Source organism: Streptomyces sp. NPDC030838 (genome assembly GCF_055572035.1).
The window spans coordinates 293,066-317,752 of record NZ_JBVIED010000004.1 but is presented as its reverse complement, the minus strand read 5'-3'; the positions used below and the strand labels follow the sequence as shown (position 1 = coordinate 317,752).

The 24,687-nt window shown below is 70.4% G+C and carries 23 protein-coding genes; 12 read left to right on the top strand and 11 right to left on the bottom strand.

Annotated features, from left to right (window positions below; all coding sequences use genetic code 11):
• The first annotated feature begins 40 nt into the window (after window positions 1-40).
• On the top strand, window positions 41-1,018 hold the full coding sequence (locus tag ACZ42A_RS14690) for a pirin family protein (protein ID WP_468527537.1): 978 nt from the start codon (window positions 41-43) through the stop codon (window positions 1,016-1,018).
• A 77-nt stretch (window positions 1,019-1,095) separates the two neighbouring features.
• Here the strand turns inward: ACZ42A_RS14690 and ACZ42A_RS14685 are convergent, their stop codons facing one another.
• Both ACZ42A_RS14685 and ACZ42A_RS14680 read right to left on the bottom strand, forming a co-directional pair.
• Window positions 1,096-2,004: a BRO-N domain-containing protein gene (locus ACZ42A_RS14685; protein ID WP_468527536.1), complete on the bottom strand. Its 909-nt coding sequence runs from the start codon at window positions 2,002-2,004 to the stop codon at window positions 1,096-1,098.
• Window positions 2,005-2,141: 137 nt separating this feature from the next.
• On the bottom strand, window positions 2,142-2,615 hold the full coding sequence (locus tag ACZ42A_RS14680) for an SseB family protein (protein ID WP_043502588.1): 474 nt from the start codon (window positions 2,613-2,615) through the stop codon (window positions 2,142-2,144).
• Window positions 2,616-2,773: 158 nt separating this feature from the next.
• Here ACZ42A_RS14680 and ACZ42A_RS14675 point away from each other — a divergent pair, with 158 nt between their 5' ends.
• From ACZ42A_RS14675 to ACZ42A_RS14660, 4 genes are all read left to right on the top strand, one after another.
• Complete coding sequence (locus tag ACZ42A_RS14675; protein ID WP_468527535.1) at window positions 2,774-3,604, top strand: intradiol ring-cleavage dioxygenase; 831 nt, start codon at window positions 2,774-2,776, stop codon at window positions 3,602-3,604.
• 129 nt (window positions 3,605-3,733) lie between these two features.
• The gene (locus ACZ42A_RS14670) at window positions 3,734-5,560 is read left to right on the top strand and encodes an acyl-CoA dehydrogenase (RefSeq protein ID WP_468527695.1); all 1,827 of its coding nucleotides are present in this window, start codon (window positions 3,734-3,736) and stop codon (window positions 5,558-5,560) included.
• Window positions 5,561-5,718: 158 nt separating this feature from the next.
• Window positions 5,719-7,023 carry a M18 family aminopeptidase gene (locus tag ACZ42A_RS14665; RefSeq protein WP_468527534.1) on the top strand — a complete coding sequence of 435 codons (1,305 nt, stop codon included), beginning with the start codon at window positions 5,719-5,721 and terminating at the stop codon, window positions 7,021-7,023.
• 105 nt (window positions 7,024-7,128) lie between these two features.
• A complete protein-coding gene (locus ACZ42A_RS14660; RefSeq protein ID WP_468527533.1) occupies window positions 7,129-7,377 on the top strand; it encodes a DUF6458 family protein in 249 nt (82 codons plus the stop codon).
• Window positions 7,378-7,380: 3 nt separating this feature from the next.
• On the opposite strand, the gene ACZ42A_RS14655 is transcribed toward ACZ42A_RS14660, so the two are convergent.
• Window positions 7,381-7,779: a cupin domain-containing protein gene (locus ACZ42A_RS14655; protein ID WP_468527532.1), complete on the bottom strand. Its 399-nt coding sequence runs from the start codon at window positions 7,777-7,779 to the stop codon at window positions 7,381-7,383.
• 52 nt (window positions 7,780-7,831) lie between these two features.
• On the opposite strand from ACZ42A_RS14655, the gene ACZ42A_RS14650 reads away from it, so the two are divergent.
• Together ACZ42A_RS14650 and ACZ42A_RS14645 are read left to right on the top strand one after the other, a co-directional pair.
• On the top strand, window positions 7,832-8,893 hold the full coding sequence (locus ACZ42A_RS14650; protein WP_468527531.1) for a GlxA family transcriptional regulator: 1,062 nt from the start codon (window positions 7,832-7,834) through the stop codon (window positions 8,891-8,893).
• Window positions 8,890-9,384, top strand: coding sequence for an LURP-one-related/scramblase family protein (locus ACZ42A_RS14645; RefSeq protein ID WP_468527530.1), 495 nt, complete (start codon window positions 8,890-8,892; stop codon window positions 9,382-9,384). The genes ACZ42A_RS14650 and ACZ42A_RS14645 overlap by 4 nt, the downstream gene beginning before the upstream one ends.
• Window positions 9,385-9,426: 42 nt before the next feature.
• On the opposite strand, the gene ACZ42A_RS14640 is transcribed toward ACZ42A_RS14645, so the two are convergent.
• Window positions 9,427-10,221, bottom strand: a complete 795-nt coding sequence (locus ACZ42A_RS14640) for a carbon-nitrogen family hydrolase (RefSeq protein ID WP_468527529.1) — start codon at window positions 10,219-10,221, stop codon at window positions 9,427-9,429.
• 218 nt (window positions 10,222-10,439) lie between these two features.
• Between ACZ42A_RS14640 and ACZ42A_RS14635 the strand changes: the two genes are divergently transcribed.
• Entirely contained in the window at window positions 10,440-11,264 is an 825-nt protein-coding gene (locus tag ACZ42A_RS14635; protein ID WP_468527528.1) for a maleylpyruvate isomerase family mycothiol-dependent enzyme, read from the top strand.
• A 106-nt stretch (window positions 11,265-11,370) separates the two neighbouring features.
• Here the strand turns inward: ACZ42A_RS14635 and ACZ42A_RS14630 are convergent, their stop codons facing one another.
• Together ACZ42A_RS14630 and ACZ42A_RS14625 are read right to left on the bottom strand one after the other, a co-directional pair.
• Entirely contained in the window at window positions 11,371-12,672 is a 1,302-nt protein-coding gene (locus ACZ42A_RS14630) for an MFS transporter (RefSeq protein WP_468527527.1), read from the bottom strand.
• Entirely contained in the window at window positions 12,669-13,322 is a 654-nt protein-coding gene (locus ACZ42A_RS14625) for a GntR family transcriptional regulator (RefSeq protein ID WP_468527526.1), read from the bottom strand. The genes ACZ42A_RS14630 and ACZ42A_RS14625 overlap by 4 nt, the downstream gene beginning before the upstream one ends.
• A 198-nt stretch (window positions 13,323-13,520) precedes the next feature.
• Here ACZ42A_RS14625 and ACZ42A_RS14620 point away from each other — a divergent pair, with 198 nt between their 5' ends.
• Window positions 13,521-14,462, top strand: a complete 942-nt coding sequence (locus tag ACZ42A_RS14620) for a D-alanyl-D-alanine carboxypeptidase family protein (protein WP_468527525.1) — start codon at window positions 13,521-13,523, stop codon at window positions 14,460-14,462.
• Between the two features lie 92 nt (window positions 14,463-14,554).
• Here the strand turns inward: ACZ42A_RS14620 and ACZ42A_RS14615 are convergent, their stop codons facing one another.
• From ACZ42A_RS14615 to pdhA, 3 genes are read right to left on the bottom strand one after another with little or no spacing between them, the layout of a single operon-like run.
• Window positions 14,555-15,964 (bottom strand): dihydrolipoamide acetyltransferase family protein, encoded by a 1,410-nt coding sequence (locus tag ACZ42A_RS14615; RefSeq protein WP_468527524.1) that lies wholly within the window; start codon window positions 15,962-15,964, stop codon window positions 14,555-14,557.
• Between the two features lie 10 nt (window positions 15,965-15,974).
• Complete coding sequence (locus ACZ42A_RS14610) at window positions 15,975-16,952, bottom strand: alpha-ketoacid dehydrogenase subunit beta (protein WP_468527523.1); 978 nt, start codon at window positions 16,950-16,952, stop codon at window positions 15,975-15,977.
• A 1-nt stretch (window position 16,953) separates the two neighbouring features.
• Window positions 16,954-18,147 carry a pyruvate dehydrogenase (acetyl-transferring) E1 component subunit alpha gene (gene pdhA / locus ACZ42A_RS14605; protein WP_468527522.1) on the bottom strand — a complete coding sequence of 398 codons (1,194 nt, stop codon included), beginning with the start codon at window positions 18,145-18,147 and terminating at the stop codon, window positions 16,954-16,956.
• 321 nt (window positions 18,148-18,468) lie between these two features.
• Here pdhA and ACZ42A_RS14600 point away from each other — a divergent pair, with 321 nt between their 5' ends.
• Together ACZ42A_RS14600 and ACZ42A_RS14595 are read left to right on the top strand one after the other, a co-directional pair.
• Entirely contained in the window at window positions 18,469-19,128 is a 660-nt protein-coding gene (locus ACZ42A_RS14600) for a response regulator (RefSeq protein WP_468527521.1), read from the top strand.
• 151 nt (window positions 19,129-19,279) lie between these two features.
• Window positions 19,280-20,296, top strand: coding sequence for a phosphotransferase (locus ACZ42A_RS14595; protein WP_468527520.1), 1,017 nt, complete (start codon window positions 19,280-19,282; stop codon window positions 20,294-20,296).
• 51 nt (window positions 20,297-20,347) lie between these two features.
• Here the strand turns inward: ACZ42A_RS14595 and ACZ42A_RS14590 are convergent, their stop codons facing one another.
• The gene (locus tag ACZ42A_RS14590; protein WP_468527519.1) at window positions 20,348-21,943 is read right to left on the bottom strand and encodes a protein kinase domain-containing protein; all 1,596 of its coding nucleotides are present in this window, start codon (window positions 21,941-21,943) and stop codon (window positions 20,348-20,350) included.
• Window positions 21,944-22,314: 371 nt separating this feature from the next.
• Between ACZ42A_RS14590 and ACZ42A_RS14585 the strand changes: the two genes are divergently transcribed.
• On the top strand, window positions 22,315-23,964 hold the full coding sequence (locus ACZ42A_RS14585) for a protein kinase domain-containing protein (RefSeq protein ID WP_468527518.1): 1,650 nt from the start codon (window positions 22,315-22,317) through the stop codon (window positions 23,962-23,964).
• Between the two features lie 79 nt (window positions 23,965-24,043).
• On the opposite strand, the gene ACZ42A_RS14580 is transcribed toward ACZ42A_RS14585, so the two are convergent.
• Window positions 24,044-24,589 carry a bacterial proteasome activator family protein gene (locus ACZ42A_RS14580; protein ID WP_468527517.1) on the bottom strand — a complete coding sequence of 182 codons (546 nt, stop codon included), beginning with the start codon at window positions 24,587-24,589 and terminating at the stop codon, window positions 24,044-24,046.
• Between the last annotated feature and the right edge of the window lie 98 nt (window positions 24,590-24,687).

Sequence of the window (24,687 nt, the reverse complement as noted above, 5' to 3'; positions counted from 1 at the left end):
CAACTAAAGTGGGACACACGCCGCCCCAGGAGGTATCGCCATGCCCGCCGTGACCGTCGAGAACCCGTTGACGCTGCCCCGCGTGACCGCCCCCGCCGACGCCGTGGCACGTCCCGTGCTCGCCGTCACGACCGCGCCGAGCGGTTTCGAGGGCGAGGGCTTCCCCGTGCGCCGGGCGTTCGCGGGGATCAACTACCGCCACCTCGACCCTTTCATCATGATGGATCAGATGGGCGAGGTGGAGTACGCGCCGGGCGAGCCCAAGGGCACCCCCTGGCACCCCCACCGCGGCTTCGAGACCGTCACCTACATCATCGACGGCGTCTTCGACCACCAGGACAGCCACGGCGGCGGCGGAACCATCACCAACGGCGACACTCAGTGGATGACGGCGGGTTCCGGCCTGCTCCACATCGAGGCGCCGCCGGAGCAGCTGGTCATGTCCGGCGGCCTCTTCCACGGCCTCCAGCTGTGGGTGAACCTCCCCGCCAAGGACAAGATGATGGCCCCGCGCTACCAGGACATCCGCGCCGGCAACGTCCAGCTGCTGACGTCCCCGGACGGCGGCGCACTGCTCCGCGTCATCGCGGGCGAGCTGGACGGCCACGAGGGCCCCGGCATCACCCACACCCCGATCACGATGATCCACGCGACGCTGGCGCCCGGCGCGGAGATCACCCTCCCCTGGCGCGAGGACTTCAACGGCCTCGCGTACGTCCTGGCGGGCCGCGGCTCGGTCGGCGCCGAACGCCGCCCCATCCACCTGGGCCAGACGGCGGTCTTCGGCACCGGCTCCTCGCTGACCGTCCGCGCGGACGAGAAGCAGGACTCCCACACGCCGGACATGGAGGTCGTGCTGCTGGGCGGCCGCCCCATCCGCGAGCCCATGGCCCACTACGGCCCCTTCGTCATGAACACCAAGGACGAGCTCATGCAGGCGTTCGAGGACTTCCAGAAGGGGCGGCTGGGGACGATCCCGGCAGTACACGGGATGACGGCGGAGGGCCCGCAGGTCTGAAAAAGCCGCTACGGTACGACAGGGCCCGAAGCCGCAAGTTTGGGGTGCGACTTCGGGCCCGTTGTGCCCTTACGGGGCTACGGCAGCACGTAGATGGGCGCTCCGTCTGCGGCGCAGCCCGTCTGCCGGATACAGCCGCGCTTGATCAGCGTGCGCAGGCAGTCGTGGACGCGGGCGAAGGAGAGCCCGGTGCGAGTGGCGATCTCTTCCATCCGGTAGCTGGCCTCGCCCTGAACGAGCGCGGGCGCCAGGTACGCCGCCACCGCGTGGATGTCCTCGGTGAAGACGAGGTTCTTCGCTTTCCAGTCGGCCAGGAGCTGCTGGGGCGTCAGCTCCGGTTCCGGGCGGTGGCGCGTGAGGGCTTGGGCGATGTCCTGAAGCGCCTCGACGATCAGCGTCTGGTTGCGGCTCATCTGCCGCAGCAGATCGGTCCGCTCCTTCTGGAACTCCGCCAGCATCTCGTCCGCCCGGATGTTCCGCTCTTCCAGCCGCACGATCGCGTCGGCGACCTGCTGGGGCATGACGTAGGCGGTGCCGCCGGTGGGGGCGGGTTGCACGGCGGCCCGGTCGAGGGCGTAGGAGCCGTCGCGCTGGATGGTGGCGATGACCTCGGAGACCCAGACTTTGAAGGGCTCACACTCTGGCTTGGTGCAGCCGTTGACCAAGCGGATCAGACCTTGGAGATTGACGAGAGTCAAGTCTCGTCGCCACTCCCGACCTGCGGGAATGCTGAGAGCGTAACCTCCAGTTACTGTCTCGAGAATGTCTCGGTTCTCTTCTGGGACATGGTCGGACAATGCCTTTCGCGAGTTGGCGTACCCCAGGTTCTTGCACACGTCCACCACTGGGAACCAGTGCGTCCCGTCCGGCATGGTCAGCCTCCGCACCCGCGCCCCCGTGGCCGCGAACACGAAGTCGTTGATGTCGATCGCGTCCCGCTTGCGTGCCGTCGACCCGTCCGACGGCGTCTCGTTCTGCTCGTACATCGAGCATCACCTCCGCCCCGGAAGCTAGGGAGGAGGCAAGAGGGTGTGCGTCGACAGCAAGGATGTTCACCCGTTGGGGGACGAGAGCAACGATTCTGCAAGCGGCCGGAACCGGTCAGGCCCCCTGTTTGCCCCGCTCAGCCCCCGTACATCCGCCGCATCGCGAAGTCCACCATCTCCTCCACCGCCTTCGCGTCGAAGACGATCCGGTGTTCGCCCTCCATGTCGAGGACGAAGCCGTAGCCGGTGGGGAGGAGGTCGATGACCTCCGCGCCGGTGATGACGAAGTACTTGGACTCCTTGCCCGCGTAGCGGCGCAGTTCCTTCAGCGAGGTGAACATCGGGATCACCGGCTGCTGGGTGTTGTGCAGGGCGAGGAAGCCGGGGGTGTCGCCGCGGGGGCAGTAGACCTTGGACGTGGCGAAGATCTGCTGGAAGTCCTCGGCGGTGAGCTGCCCGGTGGTGAAGGAGCGGACCGCGTCGGCGAGGGAGGGCGGGGACGGCTCCGGGTACAGCGGCGGCTGCTGCCCGTAGCCCCCGGCGCCGGGCATCTGCTGCTGCGGCGGGGCGTACTGCTGCTGCGCTCCGGCGCTCTGGTCGTAGCCGTACATGAGCGCAAGCGTACCGAGCGCGGCCGGGACGGCGGACCGGTACGGGCATCCCGGCGAACCGACAGCAACTCGACAGCCGAGGCCCGGGGTTCCCGACAGCCGCCGGCCCTAGCGTCGGTTGCGCACCGGCACGGCACCGCACCAGTGAGGGGACAGTCATGCACCGACACCACGCCGATGAGGTCCATGAGCACGACAAGGGCCTCTCCCACGACCTTCCCGTCCTCGCCCGCCGCCGCATGATCCGGCTGATGGCAGGGGCGGGCCTCATTCCGCTGGTGGGCTGCACCTCGGAGCAGGAGAGCCCCTCGGAGAGTCCCTCCCCTGCCGCCTCGACCGGAGGCACCTCAACCGCCGAGTGCGCCCCCATCCCCGAGGAGACCGCCGGCCCCTTCCCAGGCGACGGCTCGAACGGGGTGAACATCCTGAAGGAGAGCGGTGTCGTCCGCGGCGACATCACCAAGAGCTTCGGCGACTCCGCGGGCGGCACCGCCGAGGGCGTGCCCCTGACGGTCACGCTGACGGTCGTCGACGCCGCCTCCGGGTGCGTCACGCCGAAGAAGGGCGCCGCCGTCTACCTCTGGCACTGCGACCGGGAGGGCAACTACTCCCTCTACTCCGAGGGCGTCACCGACGAGAACTACCTGCGCGGCGTCCAGGAGACCGACGACCAGGGCCGGGTCACCTTCACGAGCGTCTTCCCCGGCTGCTACGCCGGCCGCTGGCCGCACATCCACTTCGAGGTCTACGGCAGCCTCGCCGACGCCACGGCCGCCACCTCGATCACGAACACCTCGCAGCTCGCGTTCCCGAAGGACGTCTGCGAGACGGTGTACGCCACCGACGGCTACGAGGACAGCGTGCGCAACCTGAGCAGCCTCTCCCCGGAGACGGACGGCATCTTCAGCGACGGATACGCGCGGCAGCTGGCCACGATGACGGGCAGCGTCGAGCAGGGCTACACGGCGACACTCACGGTTGCGGTGTGACCTGTCACAGATCGCCGGATCGGGGTTGCGTCTTATTACTGGCGGGTAGCATCATCGTAGCTACTTGTTGGTACGTGAAATAGGCGCGAGGAGTCAGTGCCTCGCCGATCTCTCTACGGAGCCGTCGCCATGGGGCACTACAAGTCGAATCTCCGCGACATCGAGTTCAACCTCTTCGAGGTACTCGGGCGCGACAAGCTGTACGGCACCGGCCCGTTCGAGGAGATGGACACGGACACCGCGAAAAGCGTCCTCGAGGAGCTGACGCGGCTCGCCGAGAACGAGCTGGCCGAGTCCTTCACGGACGCCGACCGCAACCCGCCGGTCTTCGACCCGGAGACGAACACCGCGCCGGTCCCGGCGTCCTTCAAGAAGAGCTACCAGGCCTTCATGGACTCCGAGTACTGGCGCCTCGGCCTGCCCGAGCCCATCGGCGGCACCACCGCCCCGCCCTCGCTGATCTGGGCGTACGCGGAGCTGATCCTCGGCGCGAACCCGGCCGTGTGGATGTACTCCTCCGGCCCGGCCTTCGCCGGGATCCTCTACGACGAGGGCAACGAGGTCCAGAAGAAGATCGCCCAGATCGCCGTCGAGAAGCAGTGGGGCTCGACGATGGTCCTCACCGAGCCCGACGCGGGTTCGGACGTCGGCGCCGGGCGCACCAAGGCCGTGCAGCAGGAGGACGGCTCCTGGCACATCGAGGGCGTGAAGCGGTTCATCACGTCCGGTGAGCACGACATGTCGGAGAACATCCTCCACTACGTGCTGGCCCGTCCCGAGGGCGCCGGTCCCGGCACCAAGGGCCTGTCCCTCTTCCTCGTCCCGAAGTACCTCTTCGACTTCGAGACCGGCGAGCTGGGCGAGCGCAACGGCGTCTACGCCACCAACGTCGAGCACAAGATGGGCCTGAAGGCCTCCAACACCTGCGAGATGACCTTCGGCGACCGTCACCCGGCCAAGGGCTGGCTGATCGGCGACAAGCACGACGGCATCCGCCAGATGTTCCGCATCATCGAGTTCGCCCGCATGATGGTCGGCACGAAGGCGATCTCGACCCTGTCGACGGGCTACCTGAACGCCCTCGAGTACGCCAAGGAGCGCGTCCAGGGTCCGGACCTGGCGAACTTCATGGACAAGACCGCGCCCAAGGTCACCATCACGCACCACCCGGACGTCCGCCGCTCGCTGATCACGCAGAAGGCGTACGCCGAGGGCATGCGCGCCCTCGTCCTCTACACCGCCTCGATCCAGGACGCGATCCAGGTCAAGGAGGCCGCCGGCGAGGACGCCTCCGCCGAGCACGCGCTGAACGACCTGCTCCTGCCGATCGTGAAGGGCTACGGCTCCGAGAAGGGCTACGAGCAGCTCGCCCAGTCGCTGCAGACCTTCGGCGGCTCCGGCTTCCTGCAGGAGTACCCGATCGAGCAGTACATCCGGGACTCCAAGATCGACACCCTCTACGAGGGCACCACGGCCATCCAGGGCCAGGACTTCTTCTTCCGGAAGATCGTCCGCAACCAGGGCGCCGCGCTGAACTCGCTCGCCGAGGACATCAAGAAGTTCCTCGCCCTCGGCACGGGCGGCGAGGCGCTGGCCGGCGCCCGTGAGCACCTGGCCAAGGCCGCCGTCGAGCTGGAGGCGATCGTCGGCCTGATGCTGACCGACCTCGCGGCCACCGAGCAGGACGTCAAGAACATCTACAAGGTGGGTCTGAACACCACCCGCCTGCTCATGGCCTCCGGCGACGTCATCGTCGGCTACCTGCTCCTCAAGGGCGCCGCGATCGCCGCCGAGAAGCTGGAGTCGGCCTCCGCCAAGGACAAGGCCTTCTACGAGGGCAAGATCGCGGCGGCGAAGTTCTTCGCGGCCAACGTCCTGCCGGGCGTCACGCTGGCCCGCAAGGTGTCCGAGACCGTGGATCTGGAGCTGATGGAGCTGGACGAGGCCGCGTTCTGATCCGACCGTTCCACGCGGCGGCGGCCCGCCCTTCCTCACCGGAGGGGCGGGCCGCCGCCATGTGTGCCGACGTCCTCGCACGTACCCCACACCTCCCCACCACGGGACATCCCCGGCAACCCTGGGGACCTCCCGCCACGGCCCCTTATCGTGGCTGCATGAGCGAACCCTCCCGCTTCGACCGCGGCCACACCGACGACCTGATGTCCTTCCTGGCGGCCAGCCCGTCGCCCTACCACGCAGTGGCGAACACCGCCGAGCGGCTGGAGAAGGCAGGCTTCCGGCAGGTCGCGGAGACGGACGCCTGGGACGGGACGAACGGCGGCAAGTACGTGCTGCGCGGCGGCGCGATCGTGGCCTGGTACGTCCCCGAGAACGCCGCGCCGCACACGCCGTTCCGGATCGTCGGCGCGCACACCGACTCCCCCAACCTGCGCGTCAAGCCGCTGCCCGACACCGGCGCGCACGGCTGGCGCCAGGTCGCGGTCGAGATCTACGGCGGCCCGCTGATGAACTCCTGGCTCGACCGCGACCTGGGCCTGGCCGGCCGGCTCACCCTGCGGGACGGCACGACCCGCCTGGTCAACGTCGACCGCCCGCTGCTGCGCGTCCCCCAGCTGGCGATCCACCTGGACCGCTCGGTCTCCGCCGAGGGCCTGAAGCTCGACAAGCAGCGCCACATGCAGCCCGTCTGGGGCCTCGGCGACGACGTCCGCGATGGCGATCTGATCTCCTTCCTGGAGGAGGTCGCGGGGCTGTCCGCGGGCGAGGTGACCGGCTGGGACCTGATGACCCACTCCGTGGAGGCACCGGCGTACCTGGGCCGCGACCAGGAGCTGGTGGCCGGCCCGCGCATGGACAACCTGCTGTCGGTGCATGCGGGCGCGGCGGCGCTCGCCGCGGTGGCGACCGGGCCCGGCGCCGCCGAGCTGCCGTACATCCCGGTGCTGGCCGCCTTCGACCACGAGGAGAACGGCTCCCAGTCGGACACCGGCGCCGACGGCCCGCTGCTCGGCGGCGTGCTGGAGCGTTCCGTCTTCGCGCGCGGCGGGTCGTACGAGGACCGGGCGCGCGCCTTCGCCGGCACGGTGTGCCTGTCGTCGGACACCGGCCACGCCGTCCACCCCAACTACGCGGAACGGCACGACCCGACGCACCACCCGCGCGTCGACGGCGGCCCGATCCTCAAGGTCAACGTCAACAACCGCTACGCCACGGACGGTTCGGGCCGCGCGGTGTTCGCCGCCGCCTGCGAGAAGGCGGGCGTGCCCTTCCAGTCGTTCGTCTCCAACAACTCCATGCCGTGCGGCACCACGATCGGCCCGATCACCGCGGCCCGGCACGGCATCCGGACGGTCGACATCGGCGTGGCCATCCTCTCCATGCACAGCGCCCGCGAGCTGTGCGGCGCGAAGGACCCGTATCTGCTGGCGAACGCGCTGGTCGCGTTCCTGGAGGGCTAGGAGCCGTCGCCCACGGCGACAAAGGGGCGTGCGCGCCGGGCCCTTGGGTACCCGTCACCGACCGGAAGCACCGGAACCACCGGACCGGACAGGAGGCGACAACTCATGGGCCTCGGCGGGTGCATCATCCTCATCGCCGTGGGAGCCATCCTCACTTTCGCGACCGACTGGAACATGGAGGGCGTCAACCTCGATCTGGTCGGGATCATCCTGATGATCGTCGGGCTGATCGGCGTGACGACGTTCAGCAGCATCGCCCGCCGCCGGCGGGTGGTGGTGCCACCGACGACTCCGGTCGTCGACGAGGAGCCCCACCACCATCACCGGCGGGACGGCTACCGCGACGGATACTGACCGTCACCCCAGCGCGTGCCCCGTCGTGGCGTCCACATGGTCAGGGACCGTCTCGTGGCGGTCGCCGACCGTGAGGGTGCCCGTGGGTTCGAAGAGGAGGATCTCCGTGGGGACGGGGGCGTACGGCTTGTGTTCGACGCCGCGCGGGACGGTGAAGACCGAGCCCTTCGGCAGGACGACCGTGCGCTCGCCGTCCGGTTCCCGCAGGCCGATGTGGAGTTCGCCGTCGAGGACGAGGAAGAACTCGTCGGTGTGGTCGTGGGTGTGCCACAGGTGCTCGCCCTCGACCTTGGCGACGCGGACGTCGTAGTCGTTGACGGCCGTGACGATACGAGGGCTCCACCGATCGGTGAAGGAGGCGAGGGCGGCGGCGAGGGAGATGGGTTCCTTGCTCGGTTCCATGCGGTCATCGTGCGGGGTGACGCGGTCCCGCCACGAGTGCTAGGAATCGCACATGTCGCAAGGATCCTCGCACGCCTCGCACGCCTTCCCTCGGCTGTCCTCGCACGCCTCCCCCCGGCTGTCCTCGCGCGCCTCCCGCCCGCACCGGGTCGCCGTGATCGTCGACGAGGGCACGAACCCGTTCGAGGTCGGCGTCGCGACCGAACTGTTCGGGCTGCCGCGGCCCGAGCTGGGGCTTCCCGGGCCGTTGTACGAGGTGACCCTGTGCACGCCCACGCCCGAGGTACGGATGAACCACGGCTTCTTCCGTCTCACGGGTGTCCCCGGGCTCGACGCGGTGGACGACGCCGACACCCTGGTCGTGCCCGGCCGGCCGGACAACGTCGTCCCGCGCGTGGCCCCCGTCCTGGACGCCATCCGCCGCACGCACGCGCGGGGCGCCCGCGTCATCAGCTTCTGCACCGGCAGTTTCGCGCTCGCCGAGGCCGGGCTGCTGGACGGGCGGCGGGCCACCACCCACTGGATGTGGGCGGACGCCTTCCGCGACCTGCACCCCAAGGTCCTGCTGGAGCCCGACGTGTTGTTCGTCGACGAAGGTGACGTCCTGACCGCCGCCGGCAGCGCGGCCGCGCTCGACCTGGGGCTGCACCTCGTCCGACGGGACCACGGCGCCGAGATCGCCAACGCCGTGTCCCGGCGGCTGGTGTTCGCCGCCCACCGGGACGGCGGGCAGCGGCAGTTCGTGGAGCGGCCGGTGCCGGACGTACGCGACGAGTCGCTGGGCCCGCTGCTGGCATGGGCCCAGGAACGGCTGGCCGAGCCGCTGACGGTGGCCGATCTCGCCGCCCGCGCGGCGGTGTCCCCGGCGACCCTGCACCGGCGGTTCCGCGCCCAGCTCGGCACGACGCCGCTCGCCTGGCTCACCGGGGAGCGGGTGGCGCTGGCCTGCCGGCTGATCGAGCGGGGTGAGGAACGGCTGGACGTGGTGGCCGCGCGGAGCGGTCTCGGCACCGCCGCCAACCTGCGGGCGCGGCTGCGCCGGGAGACCGGGCTCAGCCCCTCGGCCTATCGCCGGCGTTTCGGGACGGCCGCCGGGGAAGCGCTGGTGTCATGAGATATCTCGTACGCGACCGGCTGCTGGGCTTCGGCGACGACTACTGGATCGAGGACGAGCACGGCGACAAGGCGTTCCTCGTCGACGGCAAGGCCATGCGGCTCCGGCAGACCTTCGAGCTGAAGGACCCGGAGGGCCGGGTCCTGATCGACATCCGGGAGAAGATGTTCGCCCTGCGCGACACGATGCTGATCGAGCGGGACGGCGAGGCCCTGGCGAGCATCCGCCGCAAGCGGCTGTCGCTCCTGCGCAACCACTACCGCGTGACGCTGGTCGACGGCACGGAGCTGGACGTCAGCGGCAAGATCCTCGACCGCGAGTTCGCCGTCGAGTACGACGGTGAGCTGCTCGCCGTCATCTCGCGCCGCTGGCTGCACCTGCGCGACACCTACGGCGTCGACGTCGTCCGCGACGACGCGGATCCGGCGCTGCTGATCGCGGTGGCGGTGTGTGTGATCCACCTGGCGGAGCGGGAGGGGGAGGAGGACTGAGGGGCTAGGAGGGCCCGGTGGAAGCGCCTTGTCCGCGGAGCTTCAGCGGCGCGGTGGCTCCAGCCCCAGCACCCGGTCCTTCAGCGCCGGGAACAGGTCCCGGGTCACCGCCACCTTGCCGGGGTCGAACTCCACCGAGAGCACCTGCTCGTCGGGGCCCGCCTCGCCCAGCACCTCACCCCAGGGATCGACCACGATCGAGTGACCGGCCTGGGGAACTCCGGCGTGCGTCCCGGCCGTTCCGCAGGCGAGGACGAAGGCCTGGTTCTCCACCGCTCGCGCCCGGGCGAGCAGCGTCCAGTGGGAGCGGCGGCGTTCCGGCCAGCCCGCCGGGATCACCAGGACCTCGGCGCCGGCATCCACGAGGCCGCGGAAGAGTTCGGGGAAACGGAGGTCGTAGCAGGTGGCAACGCCGATCGTCGTCTCGGGCAGACGGACCGTCACCAGGTCGCGTCCCGCGCCCATCAGCACGGCCTCGCCCTTGTCGAAGCCGAAGCGATGGATCTTGCGGTAGGCGGCGGCCAGTTCACCGGAGGGGGAGAAGACGAGAGAGGTGTTGTAGAGGGGGCCGTCCGGGTCCCGCTCGGGGATGGAGCCGGCGTGCAGCCAGACGCCCGCGTCGCTCGCCGCCTTGGCCATCGCCTCGTACGTCGGACCGTCCAGCGGCTCGGCCTCGCGGCCGAAGTCCTCGTAGGCGAAGGCCCCGGTGGTCCACAGCTCCGGCAGGACGACGAGGTCGGCGTCCGCCTGCTCGCGTACGAGAGAGGCGACCCGGCGCCGACGTGCTTCGACCGATTCGCCCTCGTCTACGGCGATCTGGATGAGAGAGGCGCGCACAGTACCACCGTCCTGGCAATCGAGCCGTCCACAAGGGCGTCCACGTCGGCTTCCACACCGGCGTCCACTCAGGCCTACGATCGTCACACGAAAGGCCTGCCGGGGTGCCTTCCAGCAGCGTAACTTAGCGTTCAAGACACCCGCCGACAGCCGCCACCTCCCACTGGCAACGCCGCCACCACCTGCCCGTGTACCGACCGCCGAGGGGTCCCGTTCCCGTGAGTCTCCATCCCACCCTCCAGCCCTACGCCGACGCCTGGACCCACTCCATCGAAGCGATATCCGAGCTGGTGCAGCCGCTTGTGGAGGCGGAGTGGAACCGGCGCACCCCCTGCCCGGGCTGGTCGGTGCGCGACATCGTGTCGCATGTCATCGGCCTGGACTGCGAGATGCTGGGCGACCCGCGCCCCATCCACACCCTCCCGCGCGACCTGTTCCACGTCACCAACGACCACCAGCGGTACATGGAGATGCAGGTCGACGTCCGCCGCCACCACACGGCGCCGGAGATGACCGCCGAGCTGGAGTACACGGTCATCCGCCGCAACCGGCAGCTGCGCAACGAGTCCCGCGATCCCGGTACGAAGGTGCGCGGCCCGCTGGGCGCGGAGCTGACGCTGGAGGAGTCGATGCGCCGGCACGCGTTCGACGTGTGGGTGCACGAGCAGGATCTGCGCACCGCCCTCGGCCGCCCCGGCAACCTGGACTCGCCGGGCGCGCAGGTCGCCCGGGACGTGCTGCTCGACGCCCTGCCGCACGTGGTCGCCGAGCGCGCCGACGCGCCGCGCAGCTCGGCGATCGTCTTCGACGTCCACGGGCCCGTTGAGTTCCTGCGCACAGTCCGCGTCGACATCCAGGGCCGCGGCACCGTGGAGACGGCCCCCGCGCTGGGCCCGGCCGCGACGCTCACCCTGGACTGGGAGACGTACGTCCGCCTGGCCTGCGGCCGGGTGACCCCGGAGGCCGTCGCCGACCGGGTCAAGCTGGAGGGCGACCCGGACCTGACGACAGCAATCCTGCGCCACTTCACGGTGACGCCGTAATCACGTAGCTGCGGGCAGTCGTGCCGCTGGGGCGGCACGGGTGGGCGCAGCGGCACCCCGTACCGCCGGGCTGCGGACCCACCCCCGGCCACCGCAGCTCCGGCACTCACGCAGGCACGTGCACCGTCTCCACCCGGCTGGCAACAAGCCGCTCCCGCTCCCGACGCGCCGCCCGCTTCCGCAACCGCAGAATCTGGCTGACCCCGAGCGCCTGGAGCACGAACACCACGGAGAAGGCGACGGTGTAGTCGTCCCCAGTGGCGTCCAGCAGCACACCGACCGCGAACAGCGTCGTCATCGAGGCGACGAAACCCCCCATGTTGGTGATGCCGGACGCCGTCCCCTGACGCTCCGGCGGATTCGCCGGCCGGGCGAAGTCGAAGCCGATCATGGACGCGGGCCCGCACGCGCCGAGCACCGCGCACAGCACCACCAGCAGCCACATCGGCGCGCGCTCCGCCGGCCAGGCCAGGGTCGTCGCCCACAGCACCGCCGTCGCCCCGACCGTGCCGAGCGCGAGCGGCAGCCGCGCCCCGTGATGCCGGGCGACGATCTGGCCGTAGACCAGGCCGATCGCCATGTTGGACAGGACGACCAGGGTGAGCAGTTCACCGGCCGTGGCGCGGGACAGGCCCTGTGCCTCGACCAGGAACGGCAGGCCCCACAGCAGCAGGAACACCATCGCCGGGAACTGCGTGGTGAAATGCACCCACAGGCCCAGCCGGGTCCCCGGCTCCCGCCAGGACGCGGCGATCTGCCGGCGGACGTAAGCCGCCCCCTGGTGCGGGACCGGCTCCGGTTCGTGGCCCTCGGGGTGGTCATTCAGGAAGAGCAGCAGCAGGACGAGGACCACGACCCCGGCGAGCGCGCTGCCCGCGAACGCCGCCGTCCAGCCGATGCCGTGCAGCAGCCGGGCGAGGAGCAGCGTGGAGATCAGGTTGCCCGCCATGCCGACGAGCCCGGCGAGCTGTGCGATCAGCGGTCCGCGCCGGGCCGGGAACCAGCGGCTGCCGAGCCGCAGCACGCTGATGAACGTCATCGCGTCGCCGCAGCCCAGCAGCGCCCGTGAGGCGAGCGCCATGCCGTACGACGGGGAGAACGCGAAGCCGAGCTGTCCGGCCGTGAACAGCACGACGCCGATGGCCAGCACCTTCTTGGTGCCGAGCCGGTCGACCAGCAGGCCGACGGGGATCTGCATCCCGGCGTAGACCAGCAGCTGGAGGATGGAGAAGGTGGACAGGGCGGAGGCGCCCACGTCGAAGCGGTCGGCGGCGTCCAGGCCGGCCACGCCCAGCGACGTACGGAAGATGACGGCGACGAAGTAGACGGCGACGCCGATCGACCACACGGCGACCGCGCGTCGGCCGCCCGGCGGATCGCCGGGCAGGGATATCGACGACGAGCTCATCGGACCTCACCCCGCGCGAGGTGTGAGAACCAGCCGACGTGCCGGTGAACGACGGCGACCGCGGCCTCGGCGTCGCCGGAGCGCAGCGCGTCCAGGATCTCCTCGTGCTCGTCGAGGTTCTTGGCGATGCGGTCGGGGTGGGAGTGCATCACGGCGACACCCATCCGCAGCTGGCGGTCGCGGAGCTGGTCGTAGAGGCGGGAGAGGATGTCGTTGCCGCCGCTGCGGACGATCTCGGCGTGGAAGCAGCGGTCGGTGACCGCGACGGCGGCCAGGTCCCCGGCAGCGGCCTGCTCCTTCTGCTGGGCGAGCAGCTGCTCCAGGCGGGCGATGAGGCCGGGCGGCGCGGGGACGGCCTTGCGGGCGGCGTGTTCCTCGACCAGCAGGCGGGTCTCGACGACGTCGGCGATCTCCTGCGCGGAGACCGGCAGCACCAGGGCGCCCTTCTTCGGGTAGAGCTTGATCAGCCCCTCGACCTCCAGCCGCAGCAGCGCCTCGCGCACCGGTGTGCGGGAGACCCCGACGGCCTCGGCCAGCTCGCCCTCGGTGAGGAGGGTCCCGCCTTCGTAACGGCGGTCCAGGACGCCTTGTTTGACGTGGGTGTAGACGCGGTCGGCGGCGGGCGGTTGCTTCACGGCGGCCAGGGTCATGCCGACAGGATAGATACAACACGTACGCATAAGTGGGCCCGTCCAGCATGCGGACGCCCCGAGAAGTTCCCCGATCTCCCCGGGCGAGAGCACAACCCTTCACGCCCCTCACGTGTCACACACACGCGGCCTCTTCTGTCTTCAGCCCATCAACGCGGCCGCATACCAGGGGAATTCGACGTATTCGGGGTACATCAGTTGACAACCGCCATCCAGGGCATCCGTTTCCGCCGGGCCGCCGCCGTGACCTTCACCGCCGGCGTCGTGTTCACCACCGGAGCCCTCACCGCGGCCCCCGCGCAGGCCGCCACCGCGCCCACGGTCAGCGCCAAGGGCGCGTTCATGCTCAACAGCGCGACGGGGTCCACGCTCTACAGCAAGTCCGCCGACACCAAGCGGCCCATGGCCAGCACCACCAAGATCATGACCGCCCGTGTGGTGCTGAGCACGCCGAACTTGAACCTCGACCGCAAGGTCACCATCAAGCAGGCCTACCGGGACTACGTGGCCGCCAAGGGCGCGAGCACCGCCGACCTCAAGACCGGCGACAAGGTCACCGTCCGCCAGCTGCTGCACGCGCTGATGCTGCCGTCCGGCTGTGACGCCGCGATGGCCCTCGCGGACACCTTCGGCACCGGCACGACGGTCTCGGCGCGCACCAAGTCGTTCATCAGCAAGATGAACACCAAGGCCAAGGACCTCGGCCTGACGAACACGCACTTCGACTCGTTCGACGGCAACTCGACGCAGAACACGAACTACACGACGCCGCGCGACCTCGCGAAGCTCACCCGCAGCGCGATGAAGTACTCGACGTTCGCCGGCATCGTGAAGAAGCAGAAGACCGTGCAGTACGCGCCGACGAGCACCGGCGGCACCCGCACCTACACCTGGTACAACACCAACAAGCTGCTGGGCTCCTACAGCGGCGCGATCGGTGTGAAGACCGGCACCAACACGCCGGCCGGCCCCTGCCTCGTCTTCGCGGGCACCCGCGACGGCAAGACGGTCGTCGGTGTGCTCCTCAACGACACGAACCGCTTCACCGACGCCGCCAAGCTGATGGACTACGCCTTCGGCTCCAGCTCGGCGAGCACGATGCAGCTGCGCACGCTGCCGCAGGGCGCGCAGCGCGACTGACGCACCGCCGCCACCCCACGACACGGCACAGGGCCCGCCGCGCATCCGCGGCGGGCCCTCGCTGTCACCCTCTCGCTGTCACACCCTCGCTGTCACGCCCAGGTGATCAGCCGCTTGGGCTGCTCCAGGATCGCGGCCACGTCGGCCAGGACCTTCGAGCCCAGTTCGCCGTCGACCAGGCGGTGGTCGAAGGAGAGCGCCAGAGTGGTGACCTGACGGGGCTTGACCTTGCCCTTGTGGACCCACGGCTGGAGCTTGATCGCGCCGACCGCGAGGATCGCGGACTCGCCGGGGTTGAGGATCGGCGTGCCGGTGTCGACGCCGAAGACGCCGACGTTGGTGATGGTGATGGTGCCGCCCTGCATGGCCGCGGGGGACGTCTTGCCCTCGCGGGCCGTGCTCACCAGTTCGCCCAGGGACTCCGCCAGTTGCGGCAGGGTCTTGGCGTGGGCGTCCTTGATGTTCGGCACGATCAGACCGCGCGGGGTGGCCGCCGCGATGCCCAGGTTGACGTAGTGCTTGACCACGATCTCCTGTGCCGCCTCGTCCCAGGACGCGTTGATGTCCGGGTTGCGCTTGACCGCGACCAGCAGGGCCTTGGCGATCAGCAGCAGCGGGTTCACGCGGAGGCCGGTGAACTCCTTGTCCTGCTTCAGCTCCTCGACCAGCTTCATGGTGCGCGTCACGTCGACCGTCACGAACTCCGTGACGTGCGGCGCGGTGAACGCCGAGCCCACCATCGCCGCCGCCGTCGCCTTGCGGACGCCCTTGACCGGGATACGGGTCTCGCGCGCCGCGTCGTAGGTGACGGCCGGGGCGGGGACGGCCGGGGCGGCAGGCTGGGCCGGTGCGACGGCCGGGGGCTGCTCGGGGGCCTGCGGCGGGGCCGCCGCCGCATGGACGTCCTCGCGCGTGATGATGCCGTCCGGGCCGGTCGGGGTGACCGTCGCCAGGTCGACGCCGAGGTCCTTGGCGAGCTTGCGCACCGGGGGCTTGGCCAGGGGGCGCGGCTTCTCCGCCACCGGCGCCCTGCCGTGCCCGTTCAGCTCCGACTGGATCGCCGTCGCCGCCGGCGGGACCGTGATCTCGGGGCCCTTGCGGGGGCGGCGCTTGGTCGATGTGGCGGCCACGCCGTAACCGACCAGCACCGGCTGGCGCCCCTCCGGCTGCGGCTCCTCGGCCTCGGGGGCCTGCGCCTGGGGTGCGGCGGCCGGCTGGGGCTCCGCGGCGGCCGGGGCGGCGCCCGCCACCTCGACCGCGATGATCGACGTGCCCACGTCGACCGTGGCGCCCTCGGGGAAGTGCAGTGCGCGGACCACACCGTCGTACGGGATGGGCAGTTCGACGGCGGCCTTCGCCGTCTCCACCTCGCACACCACCTGGCCGTCGGTGACCGTGTCACCGGGCTGGACGTACCACTTGAGGATCTCCGCCTCGGTGAGCCCCTCGCCCACGTCCGGCATCTTGAACTCGCGTACGGACGCTTCCGTCATCGTCGTCACGACCCTCTCCTCAGTACGCCAGGGCACGGTCGACGGCGTCGAGCACCCGGTCCAGGCCCGGCAGGTACTCCTCCTCCAGGCGCGCCGGCGGATACGGGGCGTGGTAGCCGCCCACCCGGAGCACCGGAGCCTCCAGGTGGTAGAAGCACCGCTCGGTGATCCGGGCGGCGATCTCCGCGCCGGAGCCGAAGAACACCGGTGCCTCGTGGACGACGACCAGACGGCGGGTCCGCTCCACGGAGGCCTGGATGGCGTCGAAGTCGATCGGGGAGACCGAGCGCAGGTCCAGGACCTCGAGGGACTTGCCCTCCTCGGCGGCCGCGGCGGCCACCTCCAGGCAGGTCTTCACCATCGGGCCGTAGGCGGCCAGGGTCAGGTCGGTGCCCTCGCGGACCACGCGGGCGCTGTGCAGCGGGCCCGGGATGGCCTCAGTGTTGACCTCGCCCTTGTCCCAGTACCGCCGCTTCGGCTCGAAGAAGATCACCGGGTCGTCGCTCTGGATGGCCTGCTGCATCATCCAGTACGCGTCCGAGGCGTTGGACGGGCTGACGATCTTCAGACCGGCCACGTGCGCGAAGAGCGCCTCCGGCGACTCCGAGTGGTGCTCGACCGCGCCGATGCCGCCGCCGTAGGGGATGCGCACGACGACGGGCAGCTTGACCTTGCCCAGCGAGCGGGCGTGCATCTTCGCCAGCTGCGTGACGATCTGGTCGTACGCCGGGAAGACGAAGCCGTCGAACTGGATCTCCACCACCGGGCGGTAGCCGCGCAGCGCCAGGCCGATCGCGGTGCCGACGATGCCCGACTCGGCGAGGGGGGTGTCGATGACGCGGCTCTCGCCGAAGTCCTTCTGGAGGCCGTCGGTCACCCGGAAGACGCCGCCGAGCTTGCCGACGTCCTCGCCCATGATGAGGACCTTGGGGTCCGCGTCCAGGGCGCGGCGCAGCGACTCGTTGATCGCCTTGGCGAGAGCCATCTTCTCCGCCATGTCAGTGACCCCCCTCTACGTCCGCGAACGACGCCTGGTAGGCGGCGAACTGGGCGCGCTCCTCGTCGACGAGCGCATGCCCGTCCGCGTACACGTTCTCGAAGATGGCGAAGTGGTCCGGGTCCGGCATGGCGCGGACCGCCTCGCGCACTCGTTTGCCCAACGCCTCGCTCTCGGCGTCGAGTTCCGCGAAGAATCCCTCGTCCGCGTGGTTTGAGGACTCCAGATAGCGGCGAAGGCGCAGGATCGGGTCCTTCGCCTCCCAGGCCAGGCGCTCCTCGTCCCCCCGGTAGCGGGTGGGGTCGTCGGAGGTGGTGTGGGCGCCCATCCGGTAGGTGTACGCCTCGACGAGGGTGGGGCCCTCGCCGCCGCGGGCCCGCTCCAGGGCCCACTTGGTCACGGCCAGGCAGGCCAGCACGTCGTTGCCGTCGACCCGGACGCCGGGGAAGCCGAAGCCCTGGGCGCGCTGGTAGAGCGGGACGCGGGTCTGCTTCTCGGTGGGCTCGGAGATCGCCCACTGGTTGTTCTGGCAGAAGAACACCACGGGGGCGTTGTAGACCGCGGAGAAGGTGAAGGACTCGGCCACGTCGCCCTGGCTGGAGGCGCCGTCGCCGAAGTAGGCGATGACCGCGCTGTCCGCGCCGTCCTTGGCCACGCCCATCGCGTAGCCGGTGGCCTGCAGCGTCTGGGAGCCGATGACGATCGTGTACAGGTGGAAGTTGTTGCCGTTGGGGTCCCAGCCGCCGTTGTTCACGCCGCGGAACATGCCGAGCAGGTTGGTCGGGTCGACCCCGCGGCACCAGGCGACGCCGTGCTCGCGGTAGGTCGGGAAGACGTAGTCGTCGTCGCGCAGGGCCCGGCCGGAGCCGATCTGGGCGGCCTCCTGGCCGAGCAGCGAGGCCCACAGGCCCAGCTCGCCCTGACGCTGCAGCGAGGTCGCCTCGGCGTCGAAGCGGCGGGTGAGCACCATGTCGCGGTACAGACCGCGCAGCTCCTCGGGGGTGATGGCGGCGACGTACTGGTCGTACTCGGCGTTCTTGACGCGCTTGCCTTCGGGCGTCAGCAACTGCACGAGCTGGGGGTCGGTGCCCTTGTCGGCGCCGGTGCCCTTCTTGGCGGTCGTGCGCTTGCCGGCCGTGCTCTTCGTACTGGCGCTGCGTCGCGGTGTGCGCGCGGCAGTGCTCTCCACGGTCACGTGTGCTCCTCCGTCGGTCCGGCCCCCGGGGTTGCCGGTAGGCCAGTGCGGCTCACCTGTTTCGACCACCGGGCACGGGGTGGGTGCCACTCGGCCGGGAACAGGCGTGACAGGTGCCCCGGCGAGCGCCCTGCAACCATCACGTTACCCAGTGCTCCACATTTCTGTGAAACCCCTCCTGACCTGCGATTTTGCTTGGAAATCCAAGTAAATCGAAAAGCCGGGAAGGAACCCTGGTCACAGCGTTGCAGGGGGCCGGAACACGGGCACGTTATCCCGGCCACCCAGGTCACGGGAAGAGTTCTGTGTGACACTGATCGCGTGCGCGAAGACGGAAAAATCAGAGTATTTCTCCTCGACGATCACGAGGTCGTCCGCCGCGGTGTGTCCGAACTGCTGTCCGGCGAGGGGGACATCGAGGTGGTCGGCGAGGCCGGTACGGCGGCCGACGCGCTGGTGCGAATTCCGGCCACCGGGCCCGATGTGGCGGTGCTGGACGTGCGGCTGCCGGACGGCAGCGGGGTCGAGGTGTGCCGTGAGGTGCGCTCGGCCGACGGGGACGTGAGGTGCCTGATGCTGACCTCCTTCGCCGACGACGAGGCCCTGTTCGACGCGATCATGGCGGGCGCCTCGGGGTATGTCCTGAAGGCCATCCGGGGCAGCGAGCTGCTGACGGCCGTGCGGGACGTGGCCGCGGGCAAGTCGCTGCTGGACCCGGTGGCCACCGCGCGCGTGCTGGAGCGGCTGCGGGACGGGGGCGACGGAAAGAGCGACGACAAGTTCGCCCATCTGACCGATCAGGAGCGCCGGATTCTCGACCTGATCGGTGAGGGGCTGACCAACCGGCAGATCGGCGAGCGGCTGCATCTCGCCGAGAAGACAATCAAGAATTACGTCTCGAGTCTGCTGGCGAAACTCGGTATGCAACGGCGTTCCCAGGCGGCGGCTTACGTGGCCCGGATGCAGGCCGAAAAACACTGAACCGAGTGGTTTGACGGCGGGCTTTATCAAAAAGGCAGCCTGTGACCGAAAGCGATCGCCGGCGACTTCCTGTGACAACGCCCAGCTCACCGGCCCCTTCCGGTGCCCTAGCATCTGGCGCGTGCCGCTGCGCCCCTGTGTACCACCCCCCGTGCCCCATGCGCCCCCGCTGAGCGCTCTGCTCCGTCAGTACGGCGCGGGCTCCGCCCTCACCTGTGTCCCGGTCGACCAGGGGCTGCTGAACCGCGGCTACCGGCTGTGCACCACGCGCGGCCGCTACTTCCTCAAGCACCACTTCGACCCCGACACCGCCGATCCCGCGGCCATCGAGCGCCGGCACCGCGCCACCCAGCGCCTGGCCGACCTGGGCGTGCCCGTCTGCCCGCCGCTGGCCGGACGTGACGGGCGCACGGTCGCGGTCGTCGGCGGGCACGCGTACGCCCTGCACCCGTGGATCGACGGCCGGCACCGGCACGGCGGCCAGCTCACCACCGGCCAGTGCGCCCGGCTCGGGGCGCTGCTCGGCGCCGTCCACGCGACCCTGGAGCGCGTGATGCCGCCCAAGGGGCGCACACCCCCGGCCAAGCACCCCCACCCCGTGGAGAGCGCCGACCCGGCCGACACGTTCGACCTCATCGACGACCTCCTCGCGCGCGTACACCGGCACCGGCCCGCCGACTCCTTCGACGAGCTGGCCCGGCACCGCCTCCTGGAGCGGCGCGCGCTGCTGGAGCGGCACGCGGACCGGCGGCCGCCGCCCGGGGGCTCGGTCGGCTGGGTGCACGGGGACTTCCACCCGTTCAACGTGCTCTACCGGGGGGACGCCCCGGCCGCGATCGTCGACTGGGACCGGCTCGGCGTACAGCCCCGCGCGGAGGAGGCCGTACGCGCCGCCGCCATCTTCTTCGTCGAGCCCGCGGGCACCCTGGATCTGCCGAAGGTGCGGGCCTACGCGCGCGCGTACCGGCGCGCCGCCCAGGCCACGCCCTCGGAGCTGTCGGCGGCCGTGCACCGGGTGTGGTGGGAACGCCTCAACGACTTCTGGATGCTGCGCTGGCACTACGAACGCGGCGACACCCGCGCGGACCCCCAGTTCCCGGCCGCCTCGGCGCTGGCGGTGTGGTGGACGCGGGAGTACGACGCGGTGTGCGGGGCGTTCGTGGAGTGACGTCCGGGCGCGGCCTTCGTGGAGTGACGTCCGCGCGGGGGCGGCTCCGGCTCAGAGGCCGCTGCCCCCGTCGGCGCCGCTGATGGTGCCCGCGTCGGTGCCGCCGGTGTCCGTACCGCCGTTCTCGGTACCGCCGTTCTCGGTGCCACCGTCCTCGGTGCCGCCCGTGTCCGTGCCGCCGGTGCCGGTCGACGGGGTGTCCGTCGGCTGGTCCGTCGGGTCGTCGGTGAAGGACGGGGACGGGGTGTACGACGGGGTCGGCGTCGGGCTCCAGCCGCCCCAGCCGCCTCCGCTGCCCGAGTTGTCGCCCGTGGAGGTGTCCGGGGACTCCTCCGTCGCCTGGTCGCTCGGCGTCTCGCTGGCCGGCTCGTCGTCGGTGCTCTTGGTGGCCGTCGGCTTCGGGGTGGTGTCCGGGCCCGGGTCCTTCGTCTTGTCGCTGTTGAGGGCCAGCGCGACGCCGGCCGCGATGGCGATCACCGCGAAGACGGCCAGGACCCACAGCTTGCCGCGCCCGCTGCCCTTGTTGCCGTGTCCCTCGAAGCCGCCGTCGTCCCGGCCGCCGCCGTAGTTCGGCAGGATCTGCTGCGGGATCTGGGTGGTGCCGGAGGCGTCCACGGGGTGCGGCAGCACGGCCGTGCCCGCCATGCCCGCCGCGGGGGTGTGCCGTCCGTCGTGCGTCGCGACCGGTCCGGTGTTCCAGGTGCCGGTGTGGCCGCCCTGGTCGTACAGCATCTGCAGGGCGTACTGAACTAGACCGCGCATCTCCTCGGCGGTCTGGAAGCGGTCGTCGGGGTCCTTGGCGAGCGAGCGCATGACGAGGCCGTCCAGCTCCGGCGGGGCGCCGTCGGAGACCTCGGACGGCGGCGTCGGGATGTCCTGGACGTGCTGGTAGACCACCGACAGCGGGGTCTCGCCGACGAACGGCGGGCGCAGCGCGAGGAGTTCGTAGAGCAGACAGCCGGTCGCGTACAGGTCGGAGCGGTGGTCCACGGCCTTGCCGAGCGCCTGCTCCGGGGAGAGGTACTGCGGGGTGCCCATGACCATGCCGGTCTGCGTCATCGTTGTCGACGCCCCGTGCATGGCCCGCGCGATGCCGAAGTCCATCACCTTCACAGCGCCGTTGTGGGTGATGATGACGTTGGCGGGCTTGATGTCGCGGTGCACGATGTCGTGCTGGTGCGAATAGGCCAGCGCCTCCAGGACGCCGGAGACGATGATCAGCGCCTGCTCGGGGCCGGGCGCCTCGGCGTTGTGCAGCAGATCGCGGATGGTGCGGCCCTCGACCAGCTCCATCACGATGTACGGCACCGACTGACCGCCCACCAAGTCCTCGCCGGAGTCGTACACGGCGACGATCGCGTGGTGGTTGAGGCCGGCCACGGACTGGGCCTCGCGGGTGAAACGGGCCTTGGAGACCGGGTCCTCGGCGAGGTCGGCGCGCAGCAGCTTGACCGCCACGGTACGACCGAGCCGCACATCCTCGGCCGCGAACACCTCGGCCATGCCGCCCCGGCCGAGTCTGTGGGTCAGCCGATATCGGCCGTCCCCCACCAGTCCGCCATTACCCCACAATTCCGGCGCATCTGACATCCCGCCGCCAGTCGCCTCGGGGTCGGACGGGCCCTGAGCGCGCTGCTGCTGTGCCATCAGTCCTCGCCGTCGTTTCTGCCCGCGGTGCGCGCGGTGTTGTTACGGTCTCCGTCGGCCACGCTACAGCCTCCGCGCAAGCCGCCGGTCCGGGACGGGCGCCGCGACCGGCACGAGACGGACCGGCCATGAAACCGTGCGCCCGCGCGGTCGTGCAAATCCTGTGTACCGGCCGTACGGCCGCTGTAACGCTTCCGCGACGCTTCTTTCGCGTACGGTCACGGAACGGGCACCGAGCTTGACGTGTCAGTGCCCTGGGGCAGACTTGGCCGGGAATAGCACTTTCGATCAACAGCATTCGACCAACAGCACACCAGCACTTCCACGACAACAGTGCCGCTGTCGCCGGTGCCTATGGGGGACGCAGAGAGATGAGCCAGGACGGCGCACAGGACCGGTACGCGGGGCGATCGCTCGCCGGTGGCCGCTATCAGCTGCGTGATCTGCTCGGTCAGGGCGGCATGGCCTCCGTCCACCTCGCGTACGACAGCGTGCTCGACCGCCAGGTCGCCATCAAGACGCTGCACACCGAACTGGGCCGCGAACAGGCCTTCCGCGAGCGGTTCCGCCGCGAGGCGCAGGCGGTGGCGAAGCTCACGCACACCAACATCGTCTCGGTCTTCGACACCGGCGAGGACGACGTGGACGGGATGACCACGCCGTACATCGTCATGGAGTACGTCGAGGGCCGCCCGCTGGGCTCGGTCCTGGAGGAGGACATCCGCCAGTTCGGCGCGATGCCCGCCGACAAGGCCCTCAAGGTCACCGCGGACGTGCTGGCGGCCCTGGAGATCAGCCACGAGATGGGGCTGGTCCACCGGGACATCAAGCCGGGCAACGTCATGGTGACGAAGCGGAACGTCATCAAGGTGATGGACTTCGGCATCGCGCGCGCCATGCAGTCCGGTGTGACCTCGATGACGCAGACCGGCATGGTCGTCGGCACCCCGCAGTACCTCTCCCCGGAGCAGGCGCTGGGCCGCGGCGTGGACGCCCGCTCCGATCTGTACTCGGTCGGCATCATGCTGTTCCAACTGGTCACCGGGCGGCTGCCGTTCGACGCGGACTCGCCGCTGGCGATCGCCTACGCGCATGTGCAGGAGGAGCCGGTCGCGCCCTCCTCGATCAACCGTTCGCTTCCGCCGGCCCTGGACGCGCTCGTCGCCCGCGCGCTGAAGAAGAACCCGAACGAGCGCTTCCCGACGGCCGTGTCCATGCGGGACGAGTGCCTGCGGGTCGCGGCCTCCTTCCAGGCCGCCCCGCCGAGCATCGTGCCGGGCACCCCGACGCAGAGCGGCGCGGGCGTCGGCTCCGCGGTGTTCCCGCCGGTCGACCAGAGCACCCCGGCGCCCGCGAGCGGCGTCCAGACGCCGTACCAGCCGGCCCCGGCCCAGAACCCGTACGGCACGCCGACGCCGGCGCCCCAGCCGTCGTACGGCTATCCGCAGCAGGGCGGCTACCCGACGCCGTCCCCGTACGGCGCGCAGCAGACGCCGTCCACGCCGCCGCCGTACAACATCACCCCGCAGGCCCCCGCGCCCTCCCCGGGCTCGGGCGGCGGCAAGAACAACAAGCCCGTCATCCTCGGCTCCGCCGTCGTCGCGGTGCTCGCCGTCGGCGGTCTGATCGCCGCGCTGACGCTGAACAGCGGCGGCAAGGAGGAGCAGGGCAAGGGCGGCGACGCGACACCCACGGCCACGGAGACGGCGACGAAGAAGCCGGGGTACCGGGGTCCGGACACCTCCCGGACGATCGAGACGACCGAGTGCACGGAGCCCGAGGAGTCGTACAACGACCCCGACAAGATCAAGATCCCGGACTTCCAGTTCAAGAACATCAAGTCGGTCCAGGAGTGCCTGAAGGCCGCGGGCTGGCAGAAGAAGATCGTGAAGCAGGACGAGAACACCTACGGCGACGGCACGGTCATGAGCCAGTTCCCGGCCGCGGGCACGGACGTCGACCCGACCGGGAAGATCGAGATCCAGCTGTACGTCTCGACGGGCAACCCTCCGTCGTCCTGACCCGCGCATGAGGGAGGGCCCGGCGCGATGCCGGGCCCTTTTCCGGTCGTACGTACGGCTCTTCTCCGGTCGTACGGCTCTACAGGTACGGTCCGCCCTGACGGCCGCCCGCGCGGGGGTCGTCGTGACCCTCGTGGGTGAGGCCCGGCGGCAGGGCGCGGCGCATCTGCTCCAACTGCGCCCGCGCGGCCATCTGCTGAGCGAACAGGGTCGTCTGGATCCCGTGGAACAGGCCTTCCAGCCAGCCCACCAACTGGGCCTGCGCGATGCGCAGTTCCGCGTCGGACGGGGTCGCGTCGTCCGTGAACGGCAGGGAGAGCCGCTCCAGTTCCTCGACGAGCTCCGGCGCCAGACCGTCCTCCAGCTCCTTCACCGAGCTGGCGTGGATCTCCTTGAGCCGGACCCGGCTGGCCTCGTCCAGAGGCGCCGCCCGCACCTCCTCCAGCAGCTGCTTGATCATGCTGCCGATCCGCATGACCTTGGCCGGCTGCTCGACCTGGTCCGTCACCGGGGTCTCGTGGGAGTCCTCGTCTCCACCGCCGCCGCTGAGCGCCATGCCGTCCTGGCCCACGACCAGGATCCGCTGGGGGTTCTCCGGCGACCTTTCGTTCCTCGGCATCTCCATGCGGCCATTCTCTCCCACCCGGGATGCGCACTGAATTGCCCCGGCGGGACCAACCACATGGCGGCATCCGGAATGCTGGGAACTGTCGCGGATGTGAC

Coding starts and splice junctions, on each gene's coding strand:
- ACZ42A_RS14690 (WP_468527537.1), top strand. CDS start 41: ATGCCCGCCGTGACCGTCGAGAACCCGTTGACGCTGCCCCGCGTGACC.
- ACZ42A_RS14685 (WP_468527536.1), bottom strand. CDS start 2,004: ATGTACGAGCAGAACGAGACGCCGTCGGACGGGTCGACGGCACGCAAG.
- ACZ42A_RS14680 (WP_043502588.1), bottom strand. CDS start 2,615: ATGTACGGCTACGACCAGAGCGCCGGAGCGCAGCAGCAGTACGCCCCG.
- ACZ42A_RS14675 (WP_468527535.1), top strand. CDS start 2,774: ATGCACCGACACCACGCCGATGAGGTCCATGAGCACGACAAGGGCCTC.
- ACZ42A_RS14670 (WP_468527695.1), top strand. CDS start 3,734: ATGGGGCACTACAAGTCGAATCTCCGCGACATCGAGTTCAACCTCTTC.
- ACZ42A_RS14665 (WP_468527534.1), top strand. CDS start 5,719: ATGAGCGAACCCTCCCGCTTCGACCGCGGCCACACCGACGACCTGATG.
- ACZ42A_RS14660 (WP_468527533.1), top strand. CDS start 7,129: ATGGGCCTCGGCGGGTGCATCATCCTCATCGCCGTGGGAGCCATCCTC.
- ACZ42A_RS14655 (WP_468527532.1), bottom strand. CDS start 7,779: ATGGAACCGAGCAAGGAACCCATCTCCCTCGCCGCCGCCCTCGCCTCC.
- ACZ42A_RS14650 (WP_468527531.1), top strand. CDS start 7,832: ATGTCGCAAGGATCCTCGCACGCCTCGCACGCCTTCCCTCGGCTGTCC.
- ACZ42A_RS14645 (WP_468527530.1), top strand. CDS start 8,890: ATGAGATATCTCGTACGCGACCGGCTGCTGGGCTTCGGCGACGACTAC.
- ACZ42A_RS14630 (WP_468527527.1), bottom strand. CDS start 12,672: ATGAGCTCGTCGTCGATATCCCTGCCCGGCGATCCGCCGGGCGGCCGA.
- ACZ42A_RS14625 (WP_468527526.1), bottom strand. CDS start 13,322: ATGACCCTGGCCGCCGTGAAGCAACCGCCCGCCGCCGACCGCGTCTAC.
- ACZ42A_RS14610 (WP_468527523.1), bottom strand. CDS start 16,952: ATGGCGGAGAAGATGGCTCTCGCCAAGGCGATCAACGAGTCGCTGCGC.
- ACZ42A_RS14590 (WP_468527519.1), bottom strand. CDS start 21,943: ATGGCACAGCAGCAGCGCGCTCAGGGCCCGTCCGACCCCGAGGCGACT.
- ACZ42A_RS14585 (WP_468527518.1), top strand. CDS start 22,315: ATGAGCCAGGACGGCGCACAGGACCGGTACGCGGGGCGATCGCTCGCC.
- ACZ42A_RS14580 (WP_468527517.1), bottom strand. CDS start 24,589: ATGGAGATGCCGAGGAACGAAAGGTCGCCGGAGAACCCCCAGCGGATC.